This window comes from Methylosinus sp. H3A (assembly GCF_015709455.1).
GTDB lineage: Bacteria > Pseudomonadota > Alphaproteobacteria > Rhizobiales > Beijerinckiaceae > Methylosinus.
Genome location: NZ_JADNQW010000007.1, coordinates 119,179 through 144,402 on the forward strand (window position 1 = coordinate 119,179; position 25,224 = coordinate 144,402).

Genomic DNA, 25,224 nt, shown 5'->3' on the forward strand with positions numbered 1-25,224 from the left:
CGGTGGCGGCGCACAATTTGCCCGGGTGCGGCGCAACAACGCGCTGTGGTGACGGCGACGCCGCGGCTGGGCGATCAGCGCGCTCTCTACGTGCGGCGGAATTTGCGATACAAGCTCAACTTACGAAATCTCGTCGCCGCCAAAGCGCTATTCCTTCATGTGTTCGCGAGCCAGGGACGCTCGCCGCAACAAAGCCCCGGCGAGCCATCTGTGGAATGCCGGGTCGCCAATCGAATAGCAGCGCCATCGAGCGAGTGGCCACTCTCGTCGACGGTATGTCGCGGGCGGAAAAAATTCGTTGGACGCCGCGGCGCGTGCTGTTTAGTGCTCGGCGGACATATCGATCCCCAAAATGAGCCGCGTCCCCAAATGACCGATCAACCTTGCCCCTGCCGCGCCCAAAACGCCGAGCCAGCGCCCCTCTCGACCTGCTGCGGGCCTTACGTCGATGGGTCGAGGCCCGCGCCGAGCGCGGAGGCTTTGATGCGCTCGCGCTATACGGCCTATGCGCTCGGCCGCATAGACTATCTACAGGACACGCTCGCGCCCGAGCACCGCGCCGGCTTCAACCGCAAGGCGGCCGCCGACTGGTCCGAAAAGTCGCAATGGCTCGGCCTGGATATCGAAGCGACGGAGGACGGCCAGCCCGGCGATGCGAAAGGCTATGTCCAATTCACCGCGCATTATATCGGTGACGGACTGCGTCAAGCGCACAGGGAGCGATCGTTGTTTCGCTTCGACGAGGCCGATCAGCGCTGGTATTTTGTCGAAGGCGAGGCCCGCAAGAGCGCGCCTGTCGTCCGGGAAGTGCGCCCCGGCCGCAATGATCCTTGTTCATGCGGCTCTGGGAAGAAATACAAGAAATGCTGCGGCGCGGCAGCGTGATCGGCGAGAGCGAGCCCGCAGGCTCTCGACGCGAGCTCGCCAAATCGTCGTCGTATCGAAACAGCGCTTTACCCGCTTTCTTCTCGTCAGTCTTTCACTGAATTACGTAATAGCCCTCGGCGTGATTGGCGCGAAACATCTCATCGAAGGACTTTTTTGGTCCGCATTCCACGAGTCGGCGATCGAGATTCGGCGTCACCGCGGAATGGTCACAAAAAGATGCGAGAAGCCCGAATCATGACAAAGGCATTCGAGCTCCAACGCGAAATCGACAAAGTGGCGGATTGCGGAACGTCGGCGCCGTCACTCGACGACTATGGCGTCATCGCCATGGGCTTGCGCATCGATCCCGACGCGCAAGTCAGATTTTGGAGGAACGGCAAAGGCGCTTCCTTCTTCACCGTCACATTCTCCGATGGATCGAAATCCGTCTATGACGCGCGCGGTTGTCTCGCGCCCGCGGGCTCGCCGAGCCTTTCCGACTATGGACGCCATGGGTTTCCCTAGCGCGTCCGCTCTTGCTTCACCATAAGGGCCCGGTCAATTACGCCGGGCCACTTCTTTTTTCTGCGCATAGAGATATCGTCGTGGTCTGTCATGACCTTCCAACGAAGGCGACATCTTTGGATACGAACGGCGGCCGATGAAAGCGCGAGAGACGCTTCGATTCGCCATCGGGCCGGATGCGCCCTATTTCGCATGCTCATCGAGAAATTTGCGGCATATATCGAAGTCCCGCTGATAATTTTCGGGCAGCGCCGCCTTCTTGGAGCGTGAGAGGTTCTGCGCATAGGCGACCATTTTGTCGGTCGGCGCTTTCGAGCGCACGGCCCCATCATTACGCACACGCGCCGCCGACGCGACCGCTTTTGCTTTCGACGACTGACTCGCCTTCGATCCACGACGAGCGCGACTGGGACTCGTGTTCGTCACGTCGGCCCCGCCGCCGGCCAGTCCGCTCTGACGTCGGCGCCCCGGTCGACGCACCGGCGTCGACGCCGGCAGATCCACTGATCCGCTCGACCGCTCGAGCAATGCGTCGATCAACTGCTGAGCCGCGGCGGCGACGCCGTCGATCACCGCACGATAGTCCGCCTTTCCGACAAGGATCTCGTCGAGGCGCATCTCCCATAAGGCGGTCGTGCCAGGATCGACGAGCGCGGGCGCCGCGCCACGTAAGAGCTCGAACAATTGCAATCCCGCCGAGGTCGGCAGCACGAGCTTGCCATCCGCAGTCAACAAATTCTGCCGCTTCAGTCCTTTGATGACTTCCGCTCGAGTCGCGGGCGTGCCAATTCCCTTGGCTTCCTTCAGCCGGTCGCGGAGGGCGACGTCTTCGACGAAGCGCCACGCATTCTGCATCGCGTCCACCAGCGTGCCTTCGTTGTAGCGTGGCGGCGGCTGCGTTCTCTTCGCTTCGACCCGCGCGTCGGACAGGCTCGCGCTTTCGCCATCGCGCAGGGAGGGCAGCGTTTGCTCGGCCTCCGTCTCGGCGTTCGAATCGATCGCCTGATAGACGGCCTTCCATCCGAGCCGCAAGGGAATGCGCCCGACGGCGCGGAACTCCACCGCCGCTCGGCCGGAAATCGGCGCCGCCATTGTGACGACGGTCTGCCGATATTCGTAGTCGGGCGCCACCGCAGCCAGATATGAACGGCAGATGAGCGCGAACAGCCGCTTTTCGTCCTCGCTCAGACGCGCTAAGCGGGTTTCGAGGTTGTCGAGAACATTGACGTTGGGCACGACAGCATGATGCGACACGCCCTCGAGCGCTTTATCGCAGAAATGGCCGGACTTGCCGCGCCGGATCACCGGAGCGGCGATGTCGAGATGGGCGAAGCCGCGCAAGCGCGTCAGCGCGCCGACGATCGCCGGGACGTCGCCGATCTGATTTTCTGTGAGGTACCGCGCTTCCGCTCGCGGATAGGTGATCAGCTTCTTGCCGTCGCCGTCGTAAAGCTCCTGCGCCACAGACAACGTCTTGTCGGCTGTCCATCCCCAGCGCTGGCCGCAGGTTTTCTGCAAGGATGGGAGATCGAAGAGACGCGGCGGCGCCTGGCGCTTTTCCTCGATCGCGACGCCGAGAGGGCCCTCATATCCCGTCGCGGCTTTGGCGATCGCCTCCGCGTGGGCGCGCTCCTCGAGCCGCATCTTGGCCGCCGGAGCGTGACGCATCAAAAAGCTACCACCACCGACGGTCGCGGTGGCGACCACCTCGAAATAGTCCACGGGCCGAAAATTGCGGATTTCCAGCTCGCGCAGGCAGACGATCGCCAAAGTCGGCGTCTTGACCCGACCGATCCCGATCACGCCTCGAACCCCAGGCGTGAGCAATGTCTTCGTCGCGGTCCGGGTCAGGGACAGATTGAAGATCTGGTCCGCCTGCTGGCGCGCCACCGCCGCCTCATAGAGCGACCGCATCTCGGCATTGGGCTTCAGCCGGGCGAAAGCCTGCTGCAGCGTCTTCGGATCCTGCGCGGTGAACAAGGCCCGCCGCACGCGTCCCCGATAGCCGAGATGGTCGAGGATTTCCTGGCCGATCAGCTGACCCTCGCGATCACAGTCGGTCGCGAGTATGACGTCGTCACATGCAGCGAGCGCCGTCGCTATAGCCCCGAGCTTCGCCGGCTTGGAGCCTTGCGTGGCCGCGCGAGTCGGATAGAGCCCGTCCGGCTTGAGGACGACGCAGGACCAGCGCTTCCACGCGGCGTTGATCTCCTCGGGCTCGGCCAAGCGAAGCAGATGTCCCTCGGCAGGCAGAATTTGTCCAAAGCGCGCGCCAAAGGCCGCACGAAGATCCTTCGCCTGACTGGCCTTTTCCGTAATGATCAGTGTCGCCATGCGCCTTACCGAATCGGAGGGGATTTCAGCCTAGCGCAATTGCGAGAACAGACAAAGAACAAAGCCGCCAAAATTCCATCGGCGGCTTTCGTCGCCCTCGCTGGTTACACCTTCGCCTTCTTGGCTGGACGCCCGCGCTTGGCCGGGGCGGCGGCGGCGGCCTTCTCGTGGGGCGCGGCTTTCTCGCGAAGCTGACCGAGCCCGATCTTCTTCGCCATTTCCGATCGCTGCGCGGCATAATTGGGCGCGACCATCGGATAGTCCGCCGGGAGGCCCCACTTCGCGCGATATTCCTCCGGCGTCATGCCGAGCGTCGCCAAGTGCCGTCGGAGCGATTTGAAGGTCTTGCCGTCGTCGAGACACACGAGGAAATCGGGCGTGATCGATTTGCGGATCGATACCGCAGGCTCCCTTTTCTCCACTGCGGGCGTTGAATCCATTGGACCTCTGCCGAGGTTCTCCAGAGCTCCACGCACCGATTGAATCAACGAGGGAAGGTCGCTGATCGGCAGGGAGTTATTGGCGACGAAGGCCGCAACGACTTCGGCGGCCAGCACGATCGAACGCGGAGGTTCGGCTTCGGAAGTCGTCATGAGAATTTTCCTCGATGGTTGCGATGGATAAGAATACGCGTTTATCAGCTGTTCGTCGACACCGGCGCATGCCTTTTCAGAAGCGCCTCATTCCAGACGTGTCGAATTTCGACCAAGGACGCGACCAGCCTGTGAGGCCGCCGCGGCTTAGGCGGCGCAGGCATAGAACTACTGCTCTGGATGCAAATTTGCCGCTAGCGCCAACCGGACCAAGCCCCGCGCTTGCGATTGTGAAACCGCCGATCCGGCGAGCGAACATATGTCGCGACGCAACGATCGAGCGTGGAATGATCGACATCGACCCAGCGCTCGCTCGTCCATTCTTCGAGTGATAGATCATTGATAGGCCACATAGCAGACGACGCGCCACACACTCACGTCACGTTCGAAATGGCTGTCCTCGAATTCGACCATCGCGCAACTCAGCCTGATAGCCCCGACATGAACCTGATCGAGAAGGCATTTTCCAAGCTGAAGGCGCGTTTGCGCAAAATTGCCGAGTGAACCGTCGCCGCCCTGACGCGGGCCCTCGAAGCCTGCCCCGACATCTTCGAACCTGCACAATGCGCAAACTACTTCGCCGCTTGCCGATATGATCCACCTTGATCGTAGCCCGCTCAAGCGGAAGTGGATCGACTTTGGACCAAAGCGTCGATCGACTTTTGAAAAACACTCGGACAGTTTGTGCGTGAGCCCTGCCATGCGCCCCGGACTGGAGCGCTTTCCGCCCACGCAATCAGTCGCGCGATCAGATTTCACCACGGCGGTGCTCCCGCTCGCCATTGGCCTGCGCGCGCCGCTTCTGTAGCCAGCGCATGAGGCCGGTGACATAGAGCAGCGCCGGCGCGACGCCGAGCAAGCCGACGAAAGCGCGACCGAAATCGCCGAAGGCCTCGCCCGTATGCAGCGGATACTGCCATTCCAGGAATTTTTCTCCGGCTGTGAAGGCGTGCGGGTCTTGTATGTGGATGATCTCGCCACTGTAACGATCGACCGCCGCCACGCGCCTAGGCTCGCTGCGATTGACCTCGTCATCGGCGCGCTTGCCCACGACATAGACGCCATCCGGCCCCTCCGGCAGCGCCAGGCTCATCAGCCGGCCATCGGGAAACAGCCGATCGACGGCCGCGACCGCCGCCTCCGCGGCGATCGGCGCGCGCCCTTCTGCCGGCGCGGATTTCAGCCCTTCGTCCATGTGATGAACGCCGACCGGCGAGAACAAGCCGACAAGCGCGCGCACTTGCGAGCCGAAGGTCAGATAGACGCCGGAAAACAGCATCACGACGAAAACGCCGCAGAGATAGGCGCCGGTCGTCTTGTGCAGATCGAGCGCGAGGCGCTCCGCGCTCGCGCCGCGCTTGATGGCGAAGGCCTGCCGCCATCGCCCGTTGCGCGGCAGCCATAGATAGACGCCGGTCGCGAGTGAGAGAAATAGAAACAGCCCGGCGAATCCGACGATGGTCGCGCCCGTCTCGCCGAGCAGAAGCGCGGAATGGAGATGGATGAGAAAGACCGAGAGCGGCTCTGCGAATTGATCATTCTCATCGATGATCACCCTCTGGCCCAAGACCGAAGCATCGCGCGGATCGACGAGCGTCTGCAGGATTTTCTCTCCCCCGCCCACGCCCCCCGTCTTGGAGATGACGTCGAAATAGCCGCCCTGCCCTGTCGGAAAATGCACCCAATAAGGATGCGCTCCCTTTGGCGTCGCCGCTTGGCTCGCCTCGATGATCCGATCGATCGAGGCGCGCGCGCCGCCGGGACGATAGTCCGTCGCGACGAAGAAATCCCTGTTCAGCCATTCGTCGATCTCGACGCGAAACGCGAGCAGGCTGCCGGAAAGGCCGAGGACGACGAAAACGGCGCCAGCGACGAGGCCGATATAGAAATGAAGATCGAGCCACAGGCGTCGGCCACGGGCGAAGCTTGCCGCGCGGCCCCTTGTCCCGGTTGCTCGGCTCTCACGTTCGACGCTGTCATTGGTCATAAGGTCAGAACTCCGCGCGAAGCGAGGCGAGGAAGGCGCGCGACGCGCCCGGTGTGATGAAGTAGCGATCGGTCGCGCCTTCATAAAAAGTCGCGCCAAGCAGATTGGTCACATTGACATGGAAGGTCAAATTGGGCGCGCAAGCTCGGCGGCCGCATCGCGGTCCCCGAGAGTTCGGGCGGCGGCGCCGCTTTCTCGCTCTTTGTCCCCGATGCACGCCCTTCCTGAGACGCGCCGGGGCGTTCCGCCGAGGCCACGCGCCCTTACGCTCGTGCAACTTTCGGTTCGCGGCGCCGGCGCGCTACGCCGAATTTTCGTGCGGCGGGACGCTCGGATTTCGGAGGAGCGGCGGCGAGGGCGTGATCTCGCGCCACGCCGCCAGGACGTTTGTCTTTCAGAATTTGAACTTCACACCGCCCTGTATCGCGCGCGGCTGGCCCGCATAGATCGAGCCGGTCGAATTCTGAGACAGCGCGAAGCCCGGGTTCTGGAAGCCCGAGGTGAGCGAGTTGGAGATCACCGTCGCCGACGCGACATAGGTTCTGTCGAACACATTACGCACTTCGACGAAGGCGGAAATATTCTTCAAAAATCCGATCGACACGTCACGGTCGTAATGCAGGTTGAGATTGACGAGGCCATAGCCCGGTATGGTGAGCTGATTGCCATTGTCGATGAAATAGGAGCTTTTGAGCACATATTCGAGATAGGCGCCGACGCCTTTGAAATCTCCCTGCGGAATGTCATAGCCGATGCGCGTCGTCAGCTCGTGCGGAGCGACGCCGGGGATTTTATAGCCGGCGCGGTTGAAAAATGAGCTCGGCCCGCGCTGCTCGACGAAGCTCGTGAAGATCTGATTATTGTAAGAGTAATTGGCGAGCAGCCGCCAACCGTCGAAAGGCCGCCAGTCGAGCAGGAATTCCGCGCCGCGATGGGCCGAGCCCGGCGCATTATAGGTGTAGTTCTTGAGACCATTGCCCGGCGACTGCGTCAGCATCTCGTTCTGATACCATTCGTAGAAGCCGTTGAGCGTGATTTTCACAGTCTCGGTCGGCGTCCAGTCGAAGCCGGCGTCGAAGCCGGAGTTGCGCTGCGATTTGAGGCCGGTGTTATTGCCATCGAGCCCCTGCTGATTGACGAAGAGGAAGCCATATTGCGGCGTTCCATAGCCGCTCGAGGCGCGCGCGTAGAATTTCCACTCACGATCCGGCCGCCAGGTCACAGAGGCTTCCGGCGCAAAATTCCAATAGGTGCGATTGGCCGGCACGGCCGTCAGCGCGCCGGACGGATAGGAGACGGAAGAGGACAGCGCGGCGACCTTGCTCATTTCCGTAGCGAGAGCGATCACGCCGGTCACATCCGGCGCGAGCTCCAGCTCCTCGCGGAAGCGGCCGCCGAGATTGGAATGCATGATCTCCTGCTTATTGGTGAGCAATGGGCCGAGATCGCCATTGCCCCAGCCGAGCAGATTTTGCGTATAGGTGGTGAAGCGCGTGTGATTGTACCAAGCGGCGAAATTGCTCGTCAACTGCTGGCCCTGTAGCGAGCCGTGATGGGTGAGATCGGTCGATATGTTGATCGAGGGCGCGTCGCCGTAAGTGACCGGCGTATCGATCGGCTGATAGAAATCCTTGTCGTCATAGATGAATTGCGTGCGCAGCGTCGTCGATGCGTCGAAGTCGTGCTCCCAGCGCAGGCCCAGCATGTCGCGGCGATCATTGCGATGCCAGCCCGATTGCAGAGCGGAGACCTGCGCCGTCGCGCCATTGGTTCCGTTGAGGAACACCGCCGTCTGCCCGCAGAGGCTGCGACTGAAGGCGGTGGAGGGCGTCGGCAGGCCGTAGCAGCCGCGCTGATAGGGGTTGAAATAGAATTGATTGAGCGACATGCGCGCCGGCACATTGCCATAGAGCTGATTATGGACCCATTTGAAGGTGAAGCGATCGGTCGGCGTCGCTTCGTAGCTCGCCTTCAGATTCACGGTCTGTGTGTTGAAATCCGCATGCGTCGTCGAGCCTTCGCCGCGCGCGTCGCTGGCGAAGACGGCGATGTCGAAATCGCCGTATTTCTTGCCGATCGCGGTATAATTGGTGATGTAGCCGAAGCTGCCGGCTTCGTGGCCGGTCTCGACGCCGTCGATCTCGGCGCCGGTGCGGGTGCGGAAGTTGATCGCGCCGCCATTCGCCCAATTGCCGAATAGAGCGGAGGAGGGGCCGCGATAGACGTCGACGCCCGCATAGGCGTGCGGATCGGTCGAATCGGTGCGCGAGAATCCGTCCGGCTGCGTCATGGTGAAGCCGTCCTCGAGCAGCACGATATTGCGCATCGCGCCGCCGATGCGCGCGCCGGAGCCGCGAATCGACAGCGTCATGTCGCGCGGGCCGTTGCCCTGCTTGAAGGAGACGCCGGGGCTGTATTGGACGAGATCGCCGATAGTGACGAGCGGCGAGGTCTTGAAATCATCCCGCTTCACCGTGGTGAAGGTCTGGCCCGTCGGGTCGCGATAGACGGGAAGCGCCTTTTTCTCGGGAGAAAATCCCGGCGCTACGGCTTTCGGCTCGGCGCTGCGCGGGGCGCCCTCGCCAGCGATATCGATGGAGGGAAGCGCCTCCTGCGCGGCGATGGAGGAGACGGACGCGATGAGAAGCGCGCTGGCGGAAACGCTGCGCGAAAATAGGGTGCGAATCATGACGATTTTCTCCTAGCGCGGCGCTTTTTTTGCGCGCGCGGGTCTAGTGGGCAGGGCGGTCGAGCCGCATTTGACCGGGTCAGGAGAAAGAGGGCGGCGCCCGCGAGAGCCAAGGGGTCGTCGGCCGAGCGACGCCCGCGCGCTGAGAGGCGTCGGAACGCGCCGCGAATGACAGCGTGTCGGGCGCGACGAATTCGACGACGCCGAAGATCGCGACGAAGAGCGTCGGATCGCGTCGCGCTGTCGCCTGCAGGCAGCAGCAGCCGTCGTCGCGGCTATGGCCGGAGTCGGAACCGTGATGCGAGAGCGCGCAAATTTCGGCAGTCGCAGAGACGAGCGAAGCCTCGTCGACATGGGCCGAGCGCGCAGCGAAGCCGGGCGCGAAGCTCGTCGCCAATCCGAGTAGAATGGACAAGATCGCGGCAATACGCCCGAAATTCGGGAGTCGCTTTCCGCCGAATGTCCGCCGCTGCTTCGTCATCGCGGTATAATCGGCAGCGACCCCGAACTGTCAAGCCTTCGGCTCGCGGCGTCCAATTGGCCGCCGCATGTCGGGGCTTCGCACGTCGAGGCCCCAATGTGGACCGCGAGCGCGGCGTCGGCGGCGCCCAAAGCAAGGATATGCCGCTCGCATTGTTCCGCGACAATGCTGCCGACGCCAAGCCGCTCTACGATCCGAGCGGCGCGGATACGCTCGACGAACGAAAGCAGCAGGCGTTCGCCGACAAGACGCTGGTCGAGCCGTCGCGCCATCTGGCCGATGCATGGGCGGCGAGGTCCACTGGCCGGTGAGGCTCCGCCGCTCGAAGGACGTTTTTAGCCTTCTGAACGCAATCACTCTGAATGCGGGACGCCGAGCTGCGCGCCATGGCGATTGACGATATCGTCGGCGCCGTAGCAAAAAGCGCCGGCGCCCGGCTCTCGCCCGCGCGTTGTGTCAAAGGCCCGAACCACACGCATGATCGACCTGCGCCGCCACTTCAAACGCCTTCTCGCAGCGCCGACGGCCGTCGGCGGCCTAGGCGCGCTGATCCTCGCAGGGCTCTTGGCGGCGGATCCCGGCGGCGGCGCGAGCGCGCTTCGCGAGCGCGCGATCGACTCGATTCAGGCGGTCGGGCCGCGCGCAGCGGGGCGCTCGGGCGTATTGGTCGTCGATATAGATTCGGCTAGCGTCACCCGCGCCGGCGGTTGGCCACTCCCGCGTGACGACATGGCGCAGCTCGCGGCGCGTATTCTCGAAGGGCGACCCGCGTCGCTCGCTTTCGACATTTTCTTCGACGGCCCCGATCGACATTCGCTGCGCGCTCATCTCGAGCGCGCGTCTGATCCACGGTTGCGCGCCGCGCTCGCGCCATTTCTCGCCGAGGCGCCCGATCCAGACCATGCCTTCGGGGAGACGCTCGAACGCGGCCAGACGATTCTGGCTGCGCTGGCGGGCGGCAAGGCTCCGCCCGCCGCCTTCAATTTTGTGCGCGCCGAAGGACAAACCGGCCCGGACATGGCGCGGCCGATCTCCGGCGCGCTCGCGCCCTATGAGCCGCTCGCGACCGAGGCTCTGGCCCTCGGCGTGTCGTCGCTGTTCGGCGAGGACGGCGGTGTGGTGCGTAAGACGCCGCTGCTGCTTTCGGTCGGCGCTCAGCTCGTTCCAGGCCTCGCGCTGGAGGCGACGCGCGTCGCGGAAGGCGTCGCCATGCTCTCGATCGACGCGAGCGGGCGGCTCGTGACGGGAACGCGCAGTCTGCCGCTGGGCGAAGGCGGCGCGCTGCGCCTGCGCTGGTCCGATTCCGCGCATCGGGCGCAGCGCACGCTCTCCGCCGCCGACATTCTAGGAGGGCGCGTCGCGCCGGATCGCTTTGCGGGACGCGTGGTCATCGTCGGCGCCAGCGCGCCGCAGGCCGGAGCGCTGCGTCCGACCTCGCTCGGCCCGCTGACCCCTACAGTGCAGATCCACGCCGAAGCAGCCGAGCAAATCCTCGCCGGAACCGCGCCGCTGCGCCCGAGATATGCGCTCCCAGTCGAAGTCGGCGCGGCCCTCGTCCTCGCCGGCTGCGCCGCCGCCGTAGCCGCGCGCGTCGGACCCGCGGCCGCCTTCGCCCTGCAACTGGCGCTGTCCGGGCTCTGGATGGCCCTCGCCGCGGCGGCGCTGATCTCATGCGATCTCGTCCTCGACCCCGTCGGACCGCCGCTCATCGTCCTGCTCTCCGGCAATATGGCCGCAGCAGCGGCCTTCGCCCGCACGCGCCGGATGAAGGCGTTCATCTCGCGCAAATTCGAGCAATATCTCTCCGTCGATGTCGTGCGCGAGATCATCGCCCACCCCGAGCGCCTGCGGCGCCAGGGCGAGATGCGCGTCGTCACAGCGCTCTTCACCGACATCGAAAATTTTACCCCCATGACGAGACGCCTCGCGCCGCACGACCTCATCGCTTTGCTCGATAATTATCTCGGCGGCCTCGAGCGCATCGTCACCGATCACGGCGGCATGGTGGACGGCGTGACCGGCGACGCAATTCACGCCTTTTTCAACGTGCCGCTGGAGCGCGTCGATCACGCCGACGCGGCCATCGCCTGCGCCGCGGCGATCGTCGAATTTTCGGAAAGCTTCCGCAAAGAGCCGCTCGCGGCGGAGGCGGGCTTTGGACGCACGCGCGTCGGCGTCGAGACGGGCCCGGCGATCGTCGGCGACGTCGGCGGCGCGCGGCGCTTGAACTACACCGCCTATGGTGACGCGGTGATCGTCGCGGCGCGGCTGGAGCAAGCGAACAAGCAGTTCGATTCGCAAATCTGCATCGGTCCGGGCGCGGCGGCGGCGACGCGACGCAAGCTGGCGCCGCTCGGCGCGCTGCGGCTCAAAGGCCTTTCCGAGGACACGATGATCTTCACGCTCGCGGGCGACTGACACGGCGCGTCAGCGGACGGAGTCGAGCGCCTCCTCGATGCGCTTTGCGCCCCATTTTTTTACTGGTCCCTGCTCCGGAGGACCGCTGTCGAGCAGTCCGGGCAGGACGATCACGCGCGGCGGCGCGAAATCGACGCCCTCCCCGGCCGTCAACCGCACGGAGCCTGTCTGCGTGACGACGTCGACAACGCCTTTTTGGACGAAAACGCCGAACGTCCCGCGGCTGGGGCCGGCGAAAAATGCCGTGCCGCGCGCCGACAAAAGCCCGTAAGGCGTCTCGAGCTCGAAGTTTTTTTCGGCCCCAGTGGCGCGGTCGATCAGAACCGCGCCCTCTTCCAGCGTGGATCTGGCGGAAAGTTTCGCGACGAATTTGTCGACTTTCAGCGCCGCATTGGCGCCGAGCCGCAGTCGCGTCGCGGCGCCGAGCTTGAGATCGAGCCGCGACGCCTCGCCGGTCGTGGCGCGATCGTTCAGCATGACCGCCGCGCCCGCCTCCGCCGGCGAACGCTCGTCGGCGCGCTCCAGCGCAGCGACGCCACGCGACGCGACCACCGAGCCGACCGGCTCCGCGCGCGCCGGCCCGAAGAAACCGACCGCGGCGACGACCGCGGCGACGACCGCGGCGGCGATAGCGAAGTGACTGTTGGACATGACGCAGCTTCCCTTCCGCCGTACTTTGCGGCGTCGACGCGTGAGGCGCAAGCCCTCCGGTGGAAGGGGCGCGGGTCACGTCCTCGTCGAGGCGTGGGTTCTCGTCGACGAAAATCGCTTCGCGCTCGAATCGGTTATCGCCACTGTGATTCCCGCCGCCCCCAGTGGCGAGGCTTCACTCCTGCAACAGCGTCAGCGCGATTTTGAATGTCGCGCCGCCGCCGGGCGTCTCTTCGACCCAAATGCGGCCACCGTGAGCATCTATTATTTCTTTTGCGATCGCCAGCCCGAGGCCCGTGCCGGACTCGCTTTTTCGCCAAAAGGGTTCGAAAACCATTTCGCGAAAGGTCGGCGCGACGCCTTCGCCGTGATCGATGACCGCGATGACGCCGTGGTCGTCGATGCGGACCAGAATTGTTCCGTCTTTCGGCTCGGAGCGAAGCGCATTGTCGATGAGATTGGTCACGACGCAGTCGATCGCGCGCTGATTGCCGCGGACGATCACGGACGCTGCGCTGCTCTCGAAATCGATGAATCGATTGCAGTCCATCGCGAGCGGCAGAAAGTTGGAGACGATTTGTCGAACCGATTGCTCGAGATCGATGCGTCGATCGAGCGTCGTCTGGCCTTCCGTCAGCCGCGCGGCGACCAGCATTTGCTCGACGATCGAACGAAGCTGGCTCGCCTCGCCCAGCAATTCGCTCTTGAGCGTGGACGCTTTCGCATTCTCCAAGCGCGCGCGCATTATGGCGAGCGGCGTGCGCAATTCATGCGCCGCATTGGCGGTGAAGCGCCGCTGTCGCTCCACTCCCGCATCCAGGCGCATCAGCGCCTCGTTCATCCCGTCGACCAAAGGCGCGATTTCGATGGGAACGCCGCTCGTCGGCAAACGCTGGCGCAGCGAGTTCATGTCGATGCGGGCGACTTCGCCGGCGACCGCCCGCAAAGGCGTCAGGCCTCGCCGGACGACGATCCAAGCGAGCCCGAACGTCGTCAGCATGGCGACGATCAGATAGGTGCTGACCCAGGCCAGGTCATTCTCGAGGGAGAAAAAAATGTCCTCCGGCCGAAATTTTTGTCCGTAGAGCGCGACTTGCATCAAGCCGACGGGCGTCACGCGAAACATCATATGGCCGGAACTGCCGGGCCATTGTTCGTCCCCCATGGTGAAATGCAGATGATCGGCCCGGATCTCGGCAAGGCTCGCCAATTTGGAGACCAATTTCGGAGACGAGCCCGCGAGAGGCTGCATCCGCACCGGATCGAACACAGCGAAAAGCAGACCGGGAACGCGTTGGATTTCCGCCTGCAATTCGCGCGTCGGCTCGATTTTCCCGAGGCCGTCCTCTCCGCGAACCAATGACCCATTCACGAGAGCCGACACGCGAACAGACGCCATTTCATCGAATGACGCATTGAAGCCGCCGACCTTGGCGAGCCCGAGGACGAACATCACGATCCAAGCGAACACGAATGCGGGAAGCTGCGCGGCCGTCAGCAGAACAGTGACGCGCAACGCGAGCGATGGCGCATTCGTCACGCCTCGTCCTCGATCGACTTCATTTCCCGAATGATGTAGCCGAGAGAACGCGCCGAATGTATTTCCACGCCGGCTTTCGATTGGGTCAGACGAACGCGAAGCCGCGACACCAGCGACGTCAACGCATGGTCCTGCGTCTCGAGCTCGTGCCCATAGAGCTGGGCGTTCAGAGCTTCTCTCGAAACGACGCAATTGGCGCGCCGCAGCAATGTCTCCAGCAAGATCAATTCTCCGCGCGAGAATACAGCCGGTCGACCGGAGATCGACACAGTGCGTTCATCGAGATCGAGGGACAGCGCCCCGAGCTCGATCGGCGGCGTCGGCTGGCCTCCATGCTTTCGAAGATGCGCGCGAATCCGAGCGATCATCTCGTCGAGGTTGAACGGCTTGGTCAGATAATCGTCCGCTCCGGCCTCCAAGCCATCGATTTTATCGTCGATGGCGTCGAGCGCGGTCAGCATCAGAATACGGATCGCCGGTTGCTTTTTTCTCAGAAGCGCGATCAGGGAGATGCCGTCCCCGTCCGGCAATCGCCTATCCAGCAAGGCGAGCGAATAGGCGCGATCCTCGAGCGCGATGACCGCATCCTCTTTCGTGCCGACTCGATCGACGCCGTAGCCCGCACGCTCGATCCTGGACATTACTTGCGACGCCAAGGCCGCATGATCTTCCACCAAAAGAATTCGCATGGGCGCCGCTCCCAGCTTTCACCATTGCGCGGTTCGAGCGCTATGCGTCCGAAATGCGCGTCACCCATTTCATAACGAAGACGGCGCCTGTGGCAAGCGCCCGGCGGGCCGCGCAAAGCAGCGACTCTCATGCATGCCGGCTTTGGCGCTGTGGCGCCTTTGCAACAGTTCCCGCCTTTTTAATGTATTTTTCGATCCGCGAGGTTCCCACGACACTTCCCTCTTAATGCTCGAGCCAGCGACCCGTGGCGCGGTCCGGCGAAAGCCCGATAAAAATCGTGCTATAGCATTGGCCGAATGGGTCTTTTGGGGAATGTGGGCAGTCATGATGTTCGCGCGAGAGGATCAGCGAGCGGGAAGGCGCCGACGACCGGCGTTTTCGGCGCGCTCTATTCTCGTCTGCATGCTGGCGCTCCTGTTCACCTTCCAGAGTCTCGCCGCCGTCCCCTCTTCGGGCGCGCATCTTACGCGCCGCGGCGAGGCGAGTTTCGCCGCCTCTGCCCGTGGCGCGCCTTGTGTCGCGGATGCGCATGGCGGCGATGCGCCACCCGCCCATAGCGGCAATCACGCCCAGTGCTGCGTCCTTTGCGGCGCGCGCGATTTCGACGGCGCAGCGCTCGCGAGCCTGACGCCGGAGAGCGAAGCGTTCACGCCTCGGCACCTATCCGCCTCGCCTGCTCGGCTGCGCGAGGCGCTGGTCCGCCCGCCCACGGGCTGGGCCAGTTCCTGGTCGTCGCAGGCGCCGCCCTATTTCTCCTGACCGGCTGAATGAGGGCCGAAGGGCCAAATCACCTCGTCACGGTTCATGCGGGCGTCGATCGCCGCGCAAGGAGAATTCCCATGCTTCGTTCCATCCTGTTGCGCGGCGCATCCGCCGGCGCGCTCGCGGCCTTGTCCTTTTCCCACTCGGCGTCGGCGCAGGAGTCACTGCCGGCGATCGAGATCGGCGCTGCCGCGGGGCCGGTTCGCCCGACAGCGCAATCGGCGCGCGCCGAGGCGGAAAAGACCAGCTATCACTCCGAAAACGCGACAACAGCGCTGAAGACCAACACGTCCATCATGGAGACGCCAGTCTCGGTGCAAGTCGTGCCGCAGCAGGTGCTGCTGGATCAGCAGGCGATGACGCTGGCGCGCGCGGTGGACAATGTCAGCGGCGTTCGCTCATTCGATTCCGGCTATATCGGCGGCAATGATCAATTTCAGATCCGCGGCTTCACGACCCCTTACGTGTATACGGACGGGCTGCGATTGCAGAGCGGCCTGCCGGGAACGTCATCGCTGATCAATGTCGAGAAGGTCGAGGTTCTCAAAGGGCCGGCTTCGATCCTCTATGGCCGCGCGGACCCCGGCGGCATCGTCAACGTCGTGACGAAGCAGCCCGAGGCGATTCCGCATTACGTCCTCCAGCAGCAATTCGGCTCCTATGGCTCCTACAGAACGACGCTGGACGCCACCGGACCGCTGACCAAAGACGACACGCTGCTCTATCGGCTGACGGCGGAGGCGGATCTCGAGCATTCCTTTCATGAGACGAACTATTCACGAAATTACTTCGTCTCGCCGGTTGTGCGGTGGAATATAGACGCCGCGACACAAATAACATTCAATCTGCAATATGGCCGTCAAGCCATTCCCTTCGATGTCGGCACGTTCGGATTCACCAAATACGATCCGCTCTCATTGGTGTTCGGCGTGGGGCCGGCGGCCTTTCTGCCGCGCGAGCGGTCGTTCAACGATCCGAACTCCTCGATGAATGTCGAGACCGTGAAATACGGTTATAACTTCTCGCATAAATTCTCGGAGGATTGGACTTTGACCAATCGCTTCGAAGGCATTGTCTATCACTCGGACAATTACCTGGTGGTTCCGGTCGGATTCGCCGCCAATTCGCCGACGCAATTGAGCCGCGTCGCGATCGCCAATAGCGGCGTGCGAGACAGCGTGAATTTAAATCTCGATCTCACGGGACGATTCGAAACCTATGGCGTCGAGCATTCGGTGCTGGTCGGCGGCGATTACCTCTCCAATCGGGCGTTCAATCCGTTTTTCGGCGCATCGAAAATTCGGCAATCGAACATCGACTATCTGTTTCCGATCCATAGCGTCACGCCGACAAATCTGAGCCAATACAATAGCTTCCTTCCCGGCTCGACCTCGATCAACCGAGAAGACTGGTACGGATTCTATGTTCAGGATCAGCTCAAGCTGCCCTACAATCTGTTCGTGTTGGCCGGAGCTCGCTACGACCGCGCCATCACGCATTCGAACGCCTATGACGGAAACGGCGAGCAGCTCGGCAATAATTCTCAGCGCGTCACGCCGCGGTTCGGCCTGCTGTGGCGGCCGATCGAGGAAGTGAGCCTCTATGGCAGCTATCTCGAAAACTTCGGCTCCGCCGGCGGTCTCTCCGGTCCCGCCGGGCCGACACAGCAAATTCTGCCTTCGGAAACTGCCCAGCAATGGGAGGTGGGCGTCAAAACCGAGCTGTTCGACAAGCGCCTCACGGCGACTTTGGCCTATTACAATCTCATCAAGCAGCATGTCGGCGTGTCGGACCCCGATCCGACCAGAGCCGCTCTCGGCTATCGCGTCGCGACGGGCGAGATTCGCAACAGAGGCGTGGAGCTGGATGTCGCAGGCGAGATCCTGCCCGGTTGGAAGGTGATCGGAGGCTATTCCTATATCGACTCGATCGTCGCCAAGGACGAGGGCGTCGTCAGCGATCCGCTCGGCAATATGGTCAGCTTCAAGGGCTTCACCGGCTTCATCCCGGCGGATGTGTCCCGTCACATGGGCAATCTGTTCACGACCTACGAATTGCAGGACGGCGATTGGAAGGGCCTGAAATTCGGCGGCGGAGTCAACGCCCGTAGCAAATCCTATGGCGACAGCCTGAACAGCTATCATGTTCCCGGCTACGCCATCTTCAATCTGCTCGCGTCCTATAGCTGGAGCCTCTACGGGACCAAGCTGACCGCGCAGCTCAATGTCGAAAATCTGGCCGACACGCGCTATTACCCCACCGGCAACCGAGGCCAGTTCCAGATCGGCGTCGGAACGCCGCGAACATTCAAGGGCTCCATCCGCATGGAGTTCTGACGATGTCTCGCGCCTTCTGGGTGCGGGTTCATCGCTGGGCGGGCTTGGCGATGGCGGGGTTTCTCGTCATCGTCGGGCTGACCGGCGGCGTGCTCGCGTTTCGCGAGGAACTGGACGTCTGGCTCAACCCGGAGCTAGCGACCGTCGCGCCGCGTGACGCGCCTATGCTCGATCCGCTCGTCTTGCGCGAACGCGCCGCCGCGCTCTATCCAGACGCGAGGATCGACGCGGCTCCCCTTCGCATCGAGCCGGGCCGCTCATTCGAAATCAGGGTCCACCGGCGAGCGCCGGAAGGCGGCGCTCTCACGACCTTCGTTTCGCTCGATCCTTACACGGGCGAGAAGCTCGGCGCCCGCGATTGGGGCGAGGTTTCGCTGGCGCGGAAGGACATTATCTTCTTCCTCTATCGCCTGCATTACACGCTGGCGCTGCCGGCGAGCACGGGCGGCCTCGGCGCCTATCTGCTCGGCGTCACCGCGCTCGTCTGGACGATAGACTGTTTCGTTTCCGCTTATCTCACCCTACCGCAGCAGCGAGGTGAAAAGCGCATTGCCTCGGCCAAATCCTGGTGGAGCCGCTGGAGGCCGGCTTGGCTGATCAAGTTCGGCGCCGGCGCCTATCGCATCAATTTCGACATTCATCGCGCTTTCGGACTTTGGACCTGGGCGATGCTGCTCGTTTTCGCCTGGTCGAGCGTCGGCTTCAACCTCGATGGCGTCTATACGCCGACGATGCGCGCGCTGTTCGGCCTGTCGCGGCCGAACGCGAACCCGCCCATGCGCGCGAATCCGCTCGACCGCCCACGGCTCGACTGGCGCGAGGCGCGCGACGTGGGTCGCGCTCTCCTCGGCGAGCAGGCGCGCCAGAATGGCTTCGCGATCGAGCGCGAGGAGTCTATCGCCCTCGATCGCGAGCATGGCGTCTACACAATTTCCGCACATAGTTCGCTCGACATTGGGAAGCGCGCTGGAGCCTCAGTGACCTTCGATGCGGACACGGGCGTTCTGCGCGAGGCGGCATGGACTGGAAGCGCTTCGGAAAAAGCCGGCGATGTGATCGACCGTTGGCTCGCCGCGTTGCACACGGCCGCCGTATTCGGTCTGCCGATGAAGATTTTCGTTTGCGCTATGGGCGCGGTGATCGCGACGCTCTCGGCCACCGGCGTCTACATCTGGTGGAAGAAGCGTGTGGCGCGACGACGGCATCCGCGCGCATCGGCGCATGTTCCTATCGCCATCGAGCGACGAGCTCGGTCCTGACGTCCAGACTTTCAAAGTAGCGGGAGCCCGCCGACCGGCGGATGTCATGCCGAGGGCGACGCGAACGGTCGGCCTCGGGTATTCCATCGAGCGATGTGGTCGTATATGACCAAAATGCAATTACGCAGATCGGATTTCATCCCCTATCGTCGGGCCGAAAAAACGGCGTCGGCAGAGTCGACGATTGTAAGTCATAATAAGCTTCGTGGAGCGCGGCTCGACCACGGGGCGATCCCGGTCGTCGCCGACCTTTCGTGCGTAGGAAATCCTCGCAATGCAACGTAAGATCGCTGCAATTCTCGCCGCGGACGTCGCCCAATACAGCCGCTTGGTCGCGGAAGACGAGGAGGATGCGCTGGCGCGTCTCGCCTCCAGTCGCGAGGTGTTCGACGAATTCGTGGGCAAGGCCGGCGGACGGGTGTTCAATACGGCCGGCGACGCCGTATTCGCCGAATTTCCGAGCGCTGTGGAGGCTGTCCGCTGCGCCATCGACATTCAGGAATCGCTGCGAACCCAAAATCTCGGCGTTCCGCAGCGTCGCCAGATGCTGTTTCGGATCGGCGTGACCATCGGCGATGTGGTCGAGCGCGACGGCGACCTTCTGGGCGACGGCGTCAATATCGCCGCGCGGCTCGAGGGGCTGGCGGAGCCGGGCGGCATTTGCGTCTCCCGCAGCGTCTTCGAGCAGGTCGGCAACAAGATTTCCGTGCCGTTCCGCGACATTGGCGCGCAGGAGGTCAAAAATATTCCTCAGCCCGTGCATGCCTTCGTCGTGGATATGGCCGGCACCGTCGCCGGCGAATGGCGTCGCGCGCCGGGTTCGAGGCTCGCGCCACCGCCAAAGCCCGCCCCGCGCTGGCGAACGCCCGCGGCGGCGGCCGGCGTGTTCCTCATCGCGGCGGCGGCGGCGCTCACCTTCACGAAACATAGCGGCGGGCCGGCGTTCGCGCCGGTCGGGCTCTCCCCCTCCGACTCCGCCGAGGCCTATGCCGTGCTCGCGAAATCCGGCGGCGTCGTCCAGGACGCGCGCACGGCTCCGGAACTCTATCACAACGCCCGCACTTTCGAGGCGCGCGGCGACGCCGCCTCCGCCCGGCGCGATTATCTGGCGCTCGCGGAGCTCGGCACGGAGGCGCTCGACGCGCATCTGCGCTTCGCGGCGCTGCTGCGCGCCCAGGACGGGCGCGCCGGCGCGCGGGAGGCCTATGATCGCCTGCGCGAGGCGACCGGCTCCGGCGCCGCCGCGCTGGTTCATGCAACGCTGTTCGACGGCGCGGAGCGGCGCCGTCGCATCGAGGCTTTCGTCGCCGCGCGACCCGATTTCTCGCCGGCGCAGATGCTTCTCGCGGACGAGTATTCCGATGACCGGGTCGGCGCGCAGACCATCGGCGACCGACGAAAAGAGAAAGCCGCGCTCGCCGCTTTTCTCGCCGCGGACGCGGAAGGCGGACTGACGCCCTTCTTTCTGGACCATTCGGCGCTCGCCGAATGGCTCGAGCGCGCGCGCCGCCGCCACGCGGCGCTCGAAGCGGAACATGCGACGGCTCGCGGCGCTCCCGCGGCGCAATTCATGCGCTCCAACGCCGGCTGGACAGTGTCGGTCTCCCTTCCCGAGCCCGCCGTCGCTCTGGCTTGGCGGCTCGGCGAGACTGGCGAATTTTCGGCGACCGGCGAAACGGCGGCGATCGATCAGCGCACGGGCCGGCTCATGCCCAATCTATCCTTCGATCTGCCCCCCGACACGCCGCCGTCGACGCTCTGGATCAAATATGAAGACGCCTCGAGCCGCGCCGTCGGCCCGTTTCCCGTCTCATTCGATCCGCATCGGGCGTTGGTCGACGGCCACCGCGACCTTCTCGAGCGGTTCTGGAACAATTGGGCGGCGTTCAGTCCCGACGGCCGTCTGGTCTACTACACGCAGTTGATGAGCTATCGCTGCGCGATCGCCAAAGCCGAATTGGGCTTCGACGACAAGCCGCCGACCGTTCTGCCCATGCCGCCTTGCGACGAGCGCAATCCCTATTCCATCCCCGCAGACGCGGCGCCGTATCTGAAAGCGCCCGCGGGACTGAAAGCCGTGTCCGTGCGGCTGACCTATTCGAATGGCGAGCAATCGAAGGCCCGCGTGTTTCGTCGACAATAGCATCCGTTCGCGAGGAGCGAGCCGAAAGCGCGCTCACAGCGTCCCGCTGTTTGGCGGCGGTCGACTCGCTTTCGAGACGACCGCCGCGGCCGCGCTCGAACTGGAAGAGCCTCGACAGTTCGTCGACTGCTGGGAGAAGCTCACGAGAGAGCTGAATCTCGGACGCCCTTGAACGTGCGGGCGACGGGCGCCGACGACGTGGCGATTCACCTCCCGGCAGCTCGAGCGCGACGGGGAACCGACGGCCTGGATGCGTCCGTTGCGACACGAACGAACGCATCTCTGGTCGGCCTCCCGGCATATGCCGACGACAAGCGCCGAATGAGCGACTGTTTCGAGCGATTCCCATTCTCGGCCCTCTTCGAAACAATCGTTCGATTTCGACTCATCCGGCGGGCTGGAGGGTCGACGGTTTGCGACGCCGACGCCGGGTCGTCGCTATTTTCGGGCCTTTCGGGCGGCGTAGCGTGCGTCTCTGGCGGCCTTGCGTTCGGCCGCGGACGCAACTTCACGCTCCGCCTGCTCGGCGGCTCTCGCGTCGCGTTCCGCCTGCTCCGCCTGGAGGACCGTTTCGCGCGCGGCTCGGTCTTCCGCCGCGCGGGCTTCGGCGGCGAGGCGGGCGGCTTCGCGTTCTTCGGCTCGCGCCTCGCGCGCGGCGAGGATCGCCTGCCGGGCCATCAGCCGCTCGGCCGCGCCCTCGTTGATCTGGGCCGTCAAGGCGCGAAATTTTTCCAGCTTTGCTTTTTTCGCCGCCTCGGCGGCGCTTCGGCGCTCGTCAAAACCGGCGTTCTTAAAAATGGCCATTCCCTCACGTCCTCGCTGACTTAGATTGCTCCACTGCGTTCGAGACACTTAAGGCATCACGGTCCCTGCACAAAGTTTAGTTGAACGGGCGTCGCGCGGAGGGGAGGAGGCGGGGCGGTCGGGTAAAGGGCTCGCGCCCAGCCCGTGAAGCGGGCGGCTCGAAAGACGAGGAAACCGTCTCCGTAACCGGCCTGTTCGCGAGAGTGCTCCCAAAAGCCCCCGATTCGAACCATGACGGGCCCTCCCGCTCCGATTCGCCCGCCGCCTCATCGGCTAGTCGCGCCCCGTGCGGGCGCGTGGATCGAAACGGACGGCGCGGCGTGCGTCTCGCGATCAGGCCAACCTGGCTGCCCTGCCCCACATGATTTCGCCCTCGTTGTAATAGCGCGCCGCCTGCTGCACGGAGCGATGCCGCGACTGCTGCATGGCCTCGGGGAGGGGACACCGGCGCGGGCCGCCTCGGTGAGATAGCCGGACCTCAGCCCATGCGCCGAGTATCTCCCGGATCGAGTCCCGCGACGGAGCAGCGGCTCTTGATCATCACATTGACGCTCTGCGGATCGAGCGCGGCGGCGCCGATGTTCCCCCATTTGTCGATCGGCCGAAACAGCGGGCCGGCGTCGATTTTCGCCAAGGCCAACCACGCGCGCAACGCTCCGACCGGCCGGCCGACAACCAGCACGCTCTCCCCGGCGTCGGCCGAGGACGTTTTCGTGCGACGCAATCGGATCGCCATGACGGGAAGCTGTTCGCCCGTCGATCTGGACCTCGGTGCTTGCCGCCTGATCCAAAGAACGCCCGAACCCAACTTCATCGCCGTTCGTGAAATTTGCAGCACAGCCTTCCAGGGAGCCTTACGGATACGAACGGATAGATTTGTCGACACTCCAAGCGCTATGTCACCCCCGTGCCGAAGGCCACGCCTTTCGATCCTCCGTGGGCCGAGTGCTGATCACCCGTAATGCGGTAGCGTGGCAAAGCCGGACACTAACTCGATATGAACACCGTGTCATCCGCTTTGGCGTATCGCTCCTGTCACCTGCGACCGATGACGAGGGGCGCCTTTTTCTATTGATGTTTCTCTCGAGTCACTATGAATGGACGCTGTACGATGAACGCTCTCCGCGATCTCGAAATAGCTGTCATCGGTCTCGGCGATGTGGGGCTGCCGCTCGCCGTCGAATTCGCCAAGAAACGCGATGTGCTTGGGTTCGATATCAATGCATAGCGCATATCGGAGCCTGTCACGGGGCGCTACTCGCCGCTCGACGTCGACGACATGGAATTGCGAGGGGCAGGCAAGCTTCGATTCACGGCAAATCAATCCGACATCGCCCACTGCAACGTCTATATCATCGCGGCTCCTTCGCCGATCGAGCGACTCGGTGGTCGAGGGCTTCAATGCGCCAGAGCGCGACGGGCCCGAGATTGCCGACGCCATCCAGAAAAGCGCCGGCGACACGCCGGTTCGCGCCGCAATGTCGAGCGCAGCGCCAGCCACGGCTGCCGCTACAGTGACGAGGCCTGAGGAGCGCCTCGTCATCGTCGCCAAAGAATTGCTCGGAGCCGATAGGCGGTCCAGCTCATGCGGCGGTCGTGGGAGGTAGGCATGGGACTCGTTGCATCAGAAATAGGCATCGTGACGATCGTCCTGCTCATGGCAATCTTTGTCGCTTCCGCGGGAAGGTTCGCACTAGGAGCAATGTGCCTACCGAGCATGATGGCGCTGACCGCCATTACCTATTTCTTCGTCATGCCAGCTATCTCACTCTCGGGAAACAACGAATCCCACTTCGGGATGACCCTCACAACGCTTGAATGGCCGCATTTCGCAGTCCTATTGTATGCGTTGGGAGCTTACGCGGCCTGCGTAGCTGGACGCGGCGACCTAGCCGTCGATCCGGCGCAGCTTCGATTGGTCGAGCGTCGGTCGAGTGATGCGGCTTTCTGGCTTCTCGCAGCGTCGGCGGCTGCAGGCATTGCAGTCACCGTGGCCTTGGGACGCCTCAACCTCATGGCGGACGAAAATTATTCGGCGTCCATCGCGGCGGAGGTGAGCGACTTTTCCTTTCTCAACATGTCCTTCACGATGCTGTTGCCGCTCACGCTCGTCGTTCTCATTCGGGAGAATTTCAACGCGCGGTCACTTGTTGTCCTGGTAGTCGTCTGCCTGATACTGCTGACAACGGGCTTCCGAACCCGGTTGATCCTCCTGGGCTACACCGTGGCCGCGAGCTTCCTGCTCATGCGCCGTATCAAGATCAGGGTGAGTTACATTGTCGTCGGGACAATTGTCGGGATCCTCGGCGGCAACGCCATGGGCCAGGCCAGGACCTACGGCCAAGGCGTCGACCTCGCTAAGCTCGATGGCATGAGCTGGACGGACATCCTGTTTTCGTTTGGCGGAGAGGTCGGGGCGCTCTATGCGTTTTCGTTCACCGCCTCCAACCCGTTGCCCGAGCTCGTTCTCGGCAAGCCGTGGATCGTGGGACTGGCGCGTCTCATTCCGAGTTTCATCTGGAAGGACAAGCCTGGGCCAGATTATCTAGCCCACTATTTGGGTGGCTTCAGCACCGAGGGTGTCGAACAGGCCGGCGTCGCCGCGCCGCAGCATGTGGAAATGTTGCTGCAGTTCGGCTGGGTTGGACTGCCCATATTGGCATTCTTGTATTTCTGTCTGGCCATCCATCTCGTCCGTCGCCTCAACCGCCTGGGACGGGAAGCCCGCATCGCCGGGTGCGCGCTCGTCCCTGTATTCTTCGGCTTCTACATGCAGACGCGGGGCTATTTCTTCCAGATTTTGGCGGATGGACTGTTTACCTTCGGTCCATTGTTCCTCATGCATCTAGGGGACAAGCGGCCACTCGATCGGCAAATCGCCCCCGCTTCAAGAACATCCCGTTCATCGAGCGCCTCTGAACGCTGCAGATCGTGAGCCGGCGATCGCCGAAGCATGGCTGGCGCGCCGAGGCAGCTACGCCATCGCAGCGCGACGGGCTCTGCCTCACGCGCTTCAGGTCGCTGATCGTCGACATTTGATGGAGAACGCCAGTCAGGCGTTCCTCGGAGCCGTACGCAAGTCGATGCGCCATATCCAGACCGCCGTCGGCGCGGCGACGATCGAGCTGGCGGTGGAGGGATCTCG

Annotated in this window: 20 protein-coding genes and 3 pseudogenes; 10 read left to right on the forward strand and 13 right to left on the reverse strand. The window is 63.5% G+C overall.

Features of this window, described 5'->3' with window-relative positions:
* Nucleotides 1-369 precede the first annotated feature (369 nt).
* On the forward strand, nucleotides 370-885 hold the full coding sequence (locus IY145_RS24425; protein WP_196410862.1) for a YchJ family protein: 516 nt from the start codon (nucleotides 370-372) through the stop codon (nucleotides 883-885).
* A 237-nt stretch (nucleotides 886-1,122) separates the two neighbouring features.
* The gene (locus IY145_RS24430) at nucleotides 1,123-1,392 is read left to right on the forward strand and encodes a hypothetical protein (protein WP_196410863.1); all 270 of its coding nucleotides are present in this window, start codon (nucleotides 1,123-1,125) and stop codon (nucleotides 1,390-1,392) included.
* A 183-nt stretch (nucleotides 1,393-1,575) separates the two neighbouring features.
* On the opposite strand, the gene IY145_RS24435 is transcribed toward IY145_RS24430, so the two are convergent.
* The 7 genes from IY145_RS24435 to IY145_RS24460 form a co-directional block, all read right to left on the reverse strand.
* Nucleotides 1,576-3,726, reverse strand: a complete 2,151-nt coding sequence (locus tag IY145_RS24435; protein ID WP_196410864.1) for a DNA topoisomerase — start codon at nucleotides 3,724-3,726, stop codon at nucleotides 1,576-1,578.
* A 104-nt stretch (nucleotides 3,727-3,830) separates the two neighbouring features.
* A complete protein-coding gene (locus tag IY145_RS24440) occupies nucleotides 3,831-4,319 on the reverse strand; it encodes a MucR family transcriptional regulator (RefSeq protein ID WP_196410865.1) in 489 nt (162 codons plus the stop codon).
* A 336-nt stretch (nucleotides 4,320-4,655) separates the two neighbouring features.
* Nucleotides 4,656-5,081, reverse strand: coding sequence for a hypothetical protein (locus IY145_RS26675; protein ID WP_196410866.1), 426 nt, complete (start codon nucleotides 5,079-5,081; stop codon nucleotides 4,656-4,658).
* Entirely contained in the window at nucleotides 5,068-6,306 is a 1,239-nt protein-coding gene (locus IY145_RS24450; protein WP_196410867.1) for a PepSY domain-containing protein, read from the reverse strand. Before IY145_RS24450 ends, IY145_RS26675 begins: the two co-directional genes overlap by 14 nt.
* Nucleotides 6,307-6,310: 4 nt before the next feature.
* Entirely contained in the window at nucleotides 6,311-6,436 is a 126-nt protein-coding gene (locus tag IY145_RS26250; RefSeq protein WP_281433705.1) for a hypothetical protein, read from the reverse strand.
* 264 nt (nucleotides 6,437-6,700) lie between these two features.
* Nucleotides 6,701-8,995, reverse strand: coding sequence for a TonB-dependent receptor (locus IY145_RS24455; protein ID WP_210332888.1), 2,295 nt, complete (start codon nucleotides 8,993-8,995; stop codon nucleotides 6,701-6,703).
* Nucleotides 8,996-9,074: 79 nt separating this feature from the next.
* Nucleotides 9,075-9,410: a hypothetical protein gene (locus IY145_RS24460; protein ID WP_196410868.1), complete on the reverse strand. Its 336-nt coding sequence runs from the start codon at nucleotides 9,408-9,410 to the stop codon at nucleotides 9,075-9,077.
* A 167-nt stretch (nucleotides 9,411-9,577) separates the two neighbouring features.
* Here IY145_RS24460 and IY145_RS24465 point away from each other — a divergent pair.
* Both IY145_RS24465 and IY145_RS24470 read left to right on the forward strand, forming a co-directional pair.
* Nucleotides 9,578-9,757 (forward strand): annotated as a pseudogene (locus IY145_RS24465) (carboxylesterase family protein); the annotation flags it as partial.
* A gap of 196 nt (nucleotides 9,758-9,953) precedes the next feature.
* On the forward strand, nucleotides 9,954-11,894 hold the full coding sequence (locus IY145_RS24470) for a CHASE2 domain-containing protein (RefSeq protein WP_196410870.1): 1,941 nt from the start codon (nucleotides 9,954-9,956) through the stop codon (nucleotides 11,892-11,894).
* 9 nt (nucleotides 11,895-11,903) lie between these two features.
* Here the strand turns inward: IY145_RS24470 and IY145_RS24475 are convergent, their stop codons facing one another.
* From IY145_RS24475 to IY145_RS24485, 3 genes are all read right to left on the reverse strand, one after another.
* On the reverse strand, nucleotides 11,904-12,545 hold the full coding sequence (locus IY145_RS24475) for a FecR family protein (RefSeq protein ID WP_196410871.1): 642 nt from the start codon (nucleotides 12,543-12,545) through the stop codon (nucleotides 11,904-11,906).
* A gap of 175 nt (nucleotides 12,546-12,720) precedes the next feature.
* The gene (locus IY145_RS24480) at nucleotides 12,721-14,085 is read right to left on the reverse strand and encodes a HAMP domain-containing sensor histidine kinase (RefSeq protein ID WP_196410872.1); all 1,365 of its coding nucleotides are present in this window, start codon (nucleotides 14,083-14,085) and stop codon (nucleotides 12,721-12,723) included.
* The gene (locus IY145_RS24485) at nucleotides 14,082-14,774 is read right to left on the reverse strand and encodes a response regulator transcription factor (RefSeq protein WP_196410873.1); all 693 of its coding nucleotides are present in this window, start codon (nucleotides 14,772-14,774) and stop codon (nucleotides 14,082-14,084) included. The genes IY145_RS24480 and IY145_RS24485 overlap by 4 nt, the downstream gene beginning before the upstream one ends.
* 325 nt (nucleotides 14,775-15,099) lie before the next feature.
* Here IY145_RS24485 and IY145_RS24490 point away from each other — a divergent pair, with 325 nt between their 5' ends.
* The 4 genes from IY145_RS24490 to IY145_RS24505 all read left to right on the forward strand — a co-directional run bounded on the left by IY145_RS24490 (nucleotide 15,100) and on the right by IY145_RS24505 (nucleotide 21,275).
* Complete coding sequence (locus IY145_RS24490; RefSeq protein ID WP_196410874.1) at nucleotides 15,100-15,534, forward strand: hypothetical protein; 435 nt, start codon at nucleotides 15,100-15,102, stop codon at nucleotides 15,532-15,534.
* A gap of 80 nt (nucleotides 15,535-15,614) precedes the next feature.
* Nucleotides 15,615-17,873 carry a TonB-dependent siderophore receptor gene (locus tag IY145_RS24495; protein WP_196410875.1) on the forward strand — a complete coding sequence of 753 codons (2,259 nt, stop codon included), beginning with the start codon at nucleotides 15,615-15,617 and terminating at the stop codon, nucleotides 17,871-17,873.
* 2 nt (nucleotides 17,874-17,875) lie between these two features.
* A complete protein-coding gene (locus IY145_RS24500; RefSeq protein WP_196410876.1) occupies nucleotides 17,876-19,132 on the forward strand; it encodes a PepSY domain-containing protein in 1,257 nt (418 codons plus the stop codon).
* Between the two features lie 274 nt (nucleotides 19,133-19,406).
* On the forward strand, nucleotides 19,407-21,275 hold the full coding sequence (locus tag IY145_RS24505) for an adenylate/guanylate cyclase domain-containing protein (RefSeq protein ID WP_196410877.1): 1,869 nt from the start codon (nucleotides 19,407-19,409) through the stop codon (nucleotides 21,273-21,275).
* Nucleotides 21,276-21,713: 438 nt separating this feature from the next.
* On the opposite strand, the gene IY145_RS26015 is transcribed toward IY145_RS24505, so the two are convergent.
* From IY145_RS26015 to IY145_RS24520, 3 genes and pseudogenes are all read right to left on the reverse strand, one after another.
* Nucleotides 21,714-22,079, reverse strand: a complete 366-nt coding sequence (locus tag IY145_RS26015; RefSeq protein WP_246722428.1) for a DUF6481 family protein — start codon at nucleotides 22,077-22,079, stop codon at nucleotides 21,714-21,716.
* A gap of 333 nt (nucleotides 22,080-22,412) precedes the next feature.
* Nucleotides 22,413-22,836: pseudogene (locus tag IY145_RS26020) on the reverse strand (integrase); the annotation flags it as partial.
* A gap of 252 nt (nucleotides 22,837-23,088) precedes the next feature.
* A complete protein-coding gene (locus tag IY145_RS24520) occupies nucleotides 23,089-23,631 on the reverse strand; it encodes a hypothetical protein (RefSeq protein WP_196410880.1) in 543 nt (180 codons plus the stop codon).
* Nucleotides 23,632-23,688: 57 nt separating this feature from the next.
* Here IY145_RS24520 and IY145_RS24525 point away from each other — a divergent pair, with 57 nt between their 5' ends.
* Nucleotides 23,689-25,014: a hypothetical protein gene (locus IY145_RS24525; RefSeq protein WP_196410881.1), complete on the forward strand. Its 1,326-nt coding sequence runs from the start codon at nucleotides 23,689-23,691 to the stop codon at nucleotides 25,012-25,014.
* A pseudogene (locus IY145_RS26680) lies at nucleotides 25,007-25,204 on the forward strand (ISL3 family transposase); the annotation flags it as partial. The gene IY145_RS24525 and the pseudogene IY145_RS26680, both read left to right, overlap by 8 nt.
* Between the last annotated feature and the right edge of the window lie 20 nt (nucleotides 25,205-25,224).

Excerpts from the sequence above, each read along its gene's own strand:
- IY145_RS24425 (WP_196410862.1), top strand. The coding sequence starts at position 370 with ATGACCGATCAACCTTGCCCCTGCCGCGCCCAAAACGCCGAGCCAGCG.
- IY145_RS24430 (WP_196410863.1), top strand. The coding sequence starts at position 1,123 with ATGACAAAGGCATTCGAGCTCCAACGCGAAATCGACAAAGTGGCGGAT.
- IY145_RS24435 (WP_196410864.1), bottom strand. The coding sequence starts at position 3,726 with ATGGCGACACTGATCATTACGGAAAAGGCCAGTCAGGCGAAGGATCTT.
- IY145_RS24440 (WP_196410865.1), bottom strand. The coding sequence starts at position 4,319 with ATGACGACTTCCGAAGCCGAACCTCCGCGTTCGATCGTGCTGGCCGCC.
- IY145_RS24450 (WP_196410867.1), bottom strand. The coding sequence starts at position 6,306 with ATGACCAATGACAGCGTCGAACGTGAGAGCCGAGCAACCGGGACAAGG.
- IY145_RS24455 (WP_210332888.1), bottom strand. The coding sequence starts at position 8,995 with ATGATTCGCACCCTATTTTCGCGCAGCGTTTCCGCCAGCGCGCTTCTC.
- IY145_RS24470 (WP_196410870.1), top strand. The coding sequence starts at position 9,954 with ATGATCGACCTGCGCCGCCACTTCAAACGCCTTCTCGCAGCGCCGACG.
- IY145_RS24475 (WP_196410871.1), bottom strand. The coding sequence starts at position 12,545 with ATGTCCAACAGTCACTTCGCTATCGCCGCCGCGGTCGTCGCCGCGGTC.
- IY145_RS24485 (WP_196410873.1), bottom strand. The coding sequence starts at position 14,774 with ATGCGAATTCTTTTGGTGGAAGATCATGCGGCCTTGGCGTCGCAAGTA.
- IY145_RS24490 (WP_196410874.1), top strand. The coding sequence starts at position 15,100 with ATGATGTTCGCGCGAGAGGATCAGCGAGCGGGAAGGCGCCGACGACCG.
- IY145_RS24495 (WP_196410875.1), top strand. The coding sequence starts at position 15,615 with ATGCTTCGTTCCATCCTGTTGCGCGGCGCATCCGCCGGCGCGCTCGCG.
- IY145_RS24500 (WP_196410876.1), top strand. The coding sequence starts at position 17,876 with ATGTCTCGCGCCTTCTGGGTGCGGGTTCATCGCTGGGCGGGCTTGGCG.
- IY145_RS24505 (WP_196410877.1), top strand. The coding sequence starts at position 19,407 with ATGCAACGTAAGATCGCTGCAATTCTCGCCGCGGACGTCGCCCAATAC.
- IY145_RS26015 (WP_246722428.1), bottom strand. The coding sequence starts at position 22,079 with ATGGCCATTTTTAAGAACGCCGGTTTTGACGAGCGCCGAAGCGCCGCC.
- IY145_RS24525 (WP_196410881.1), top strand. The coding sequence starts at position 23,689 with ATGGGACTCGTTGCATCAGAAATAGGCATCGTGACGATCGTCCTGCTC.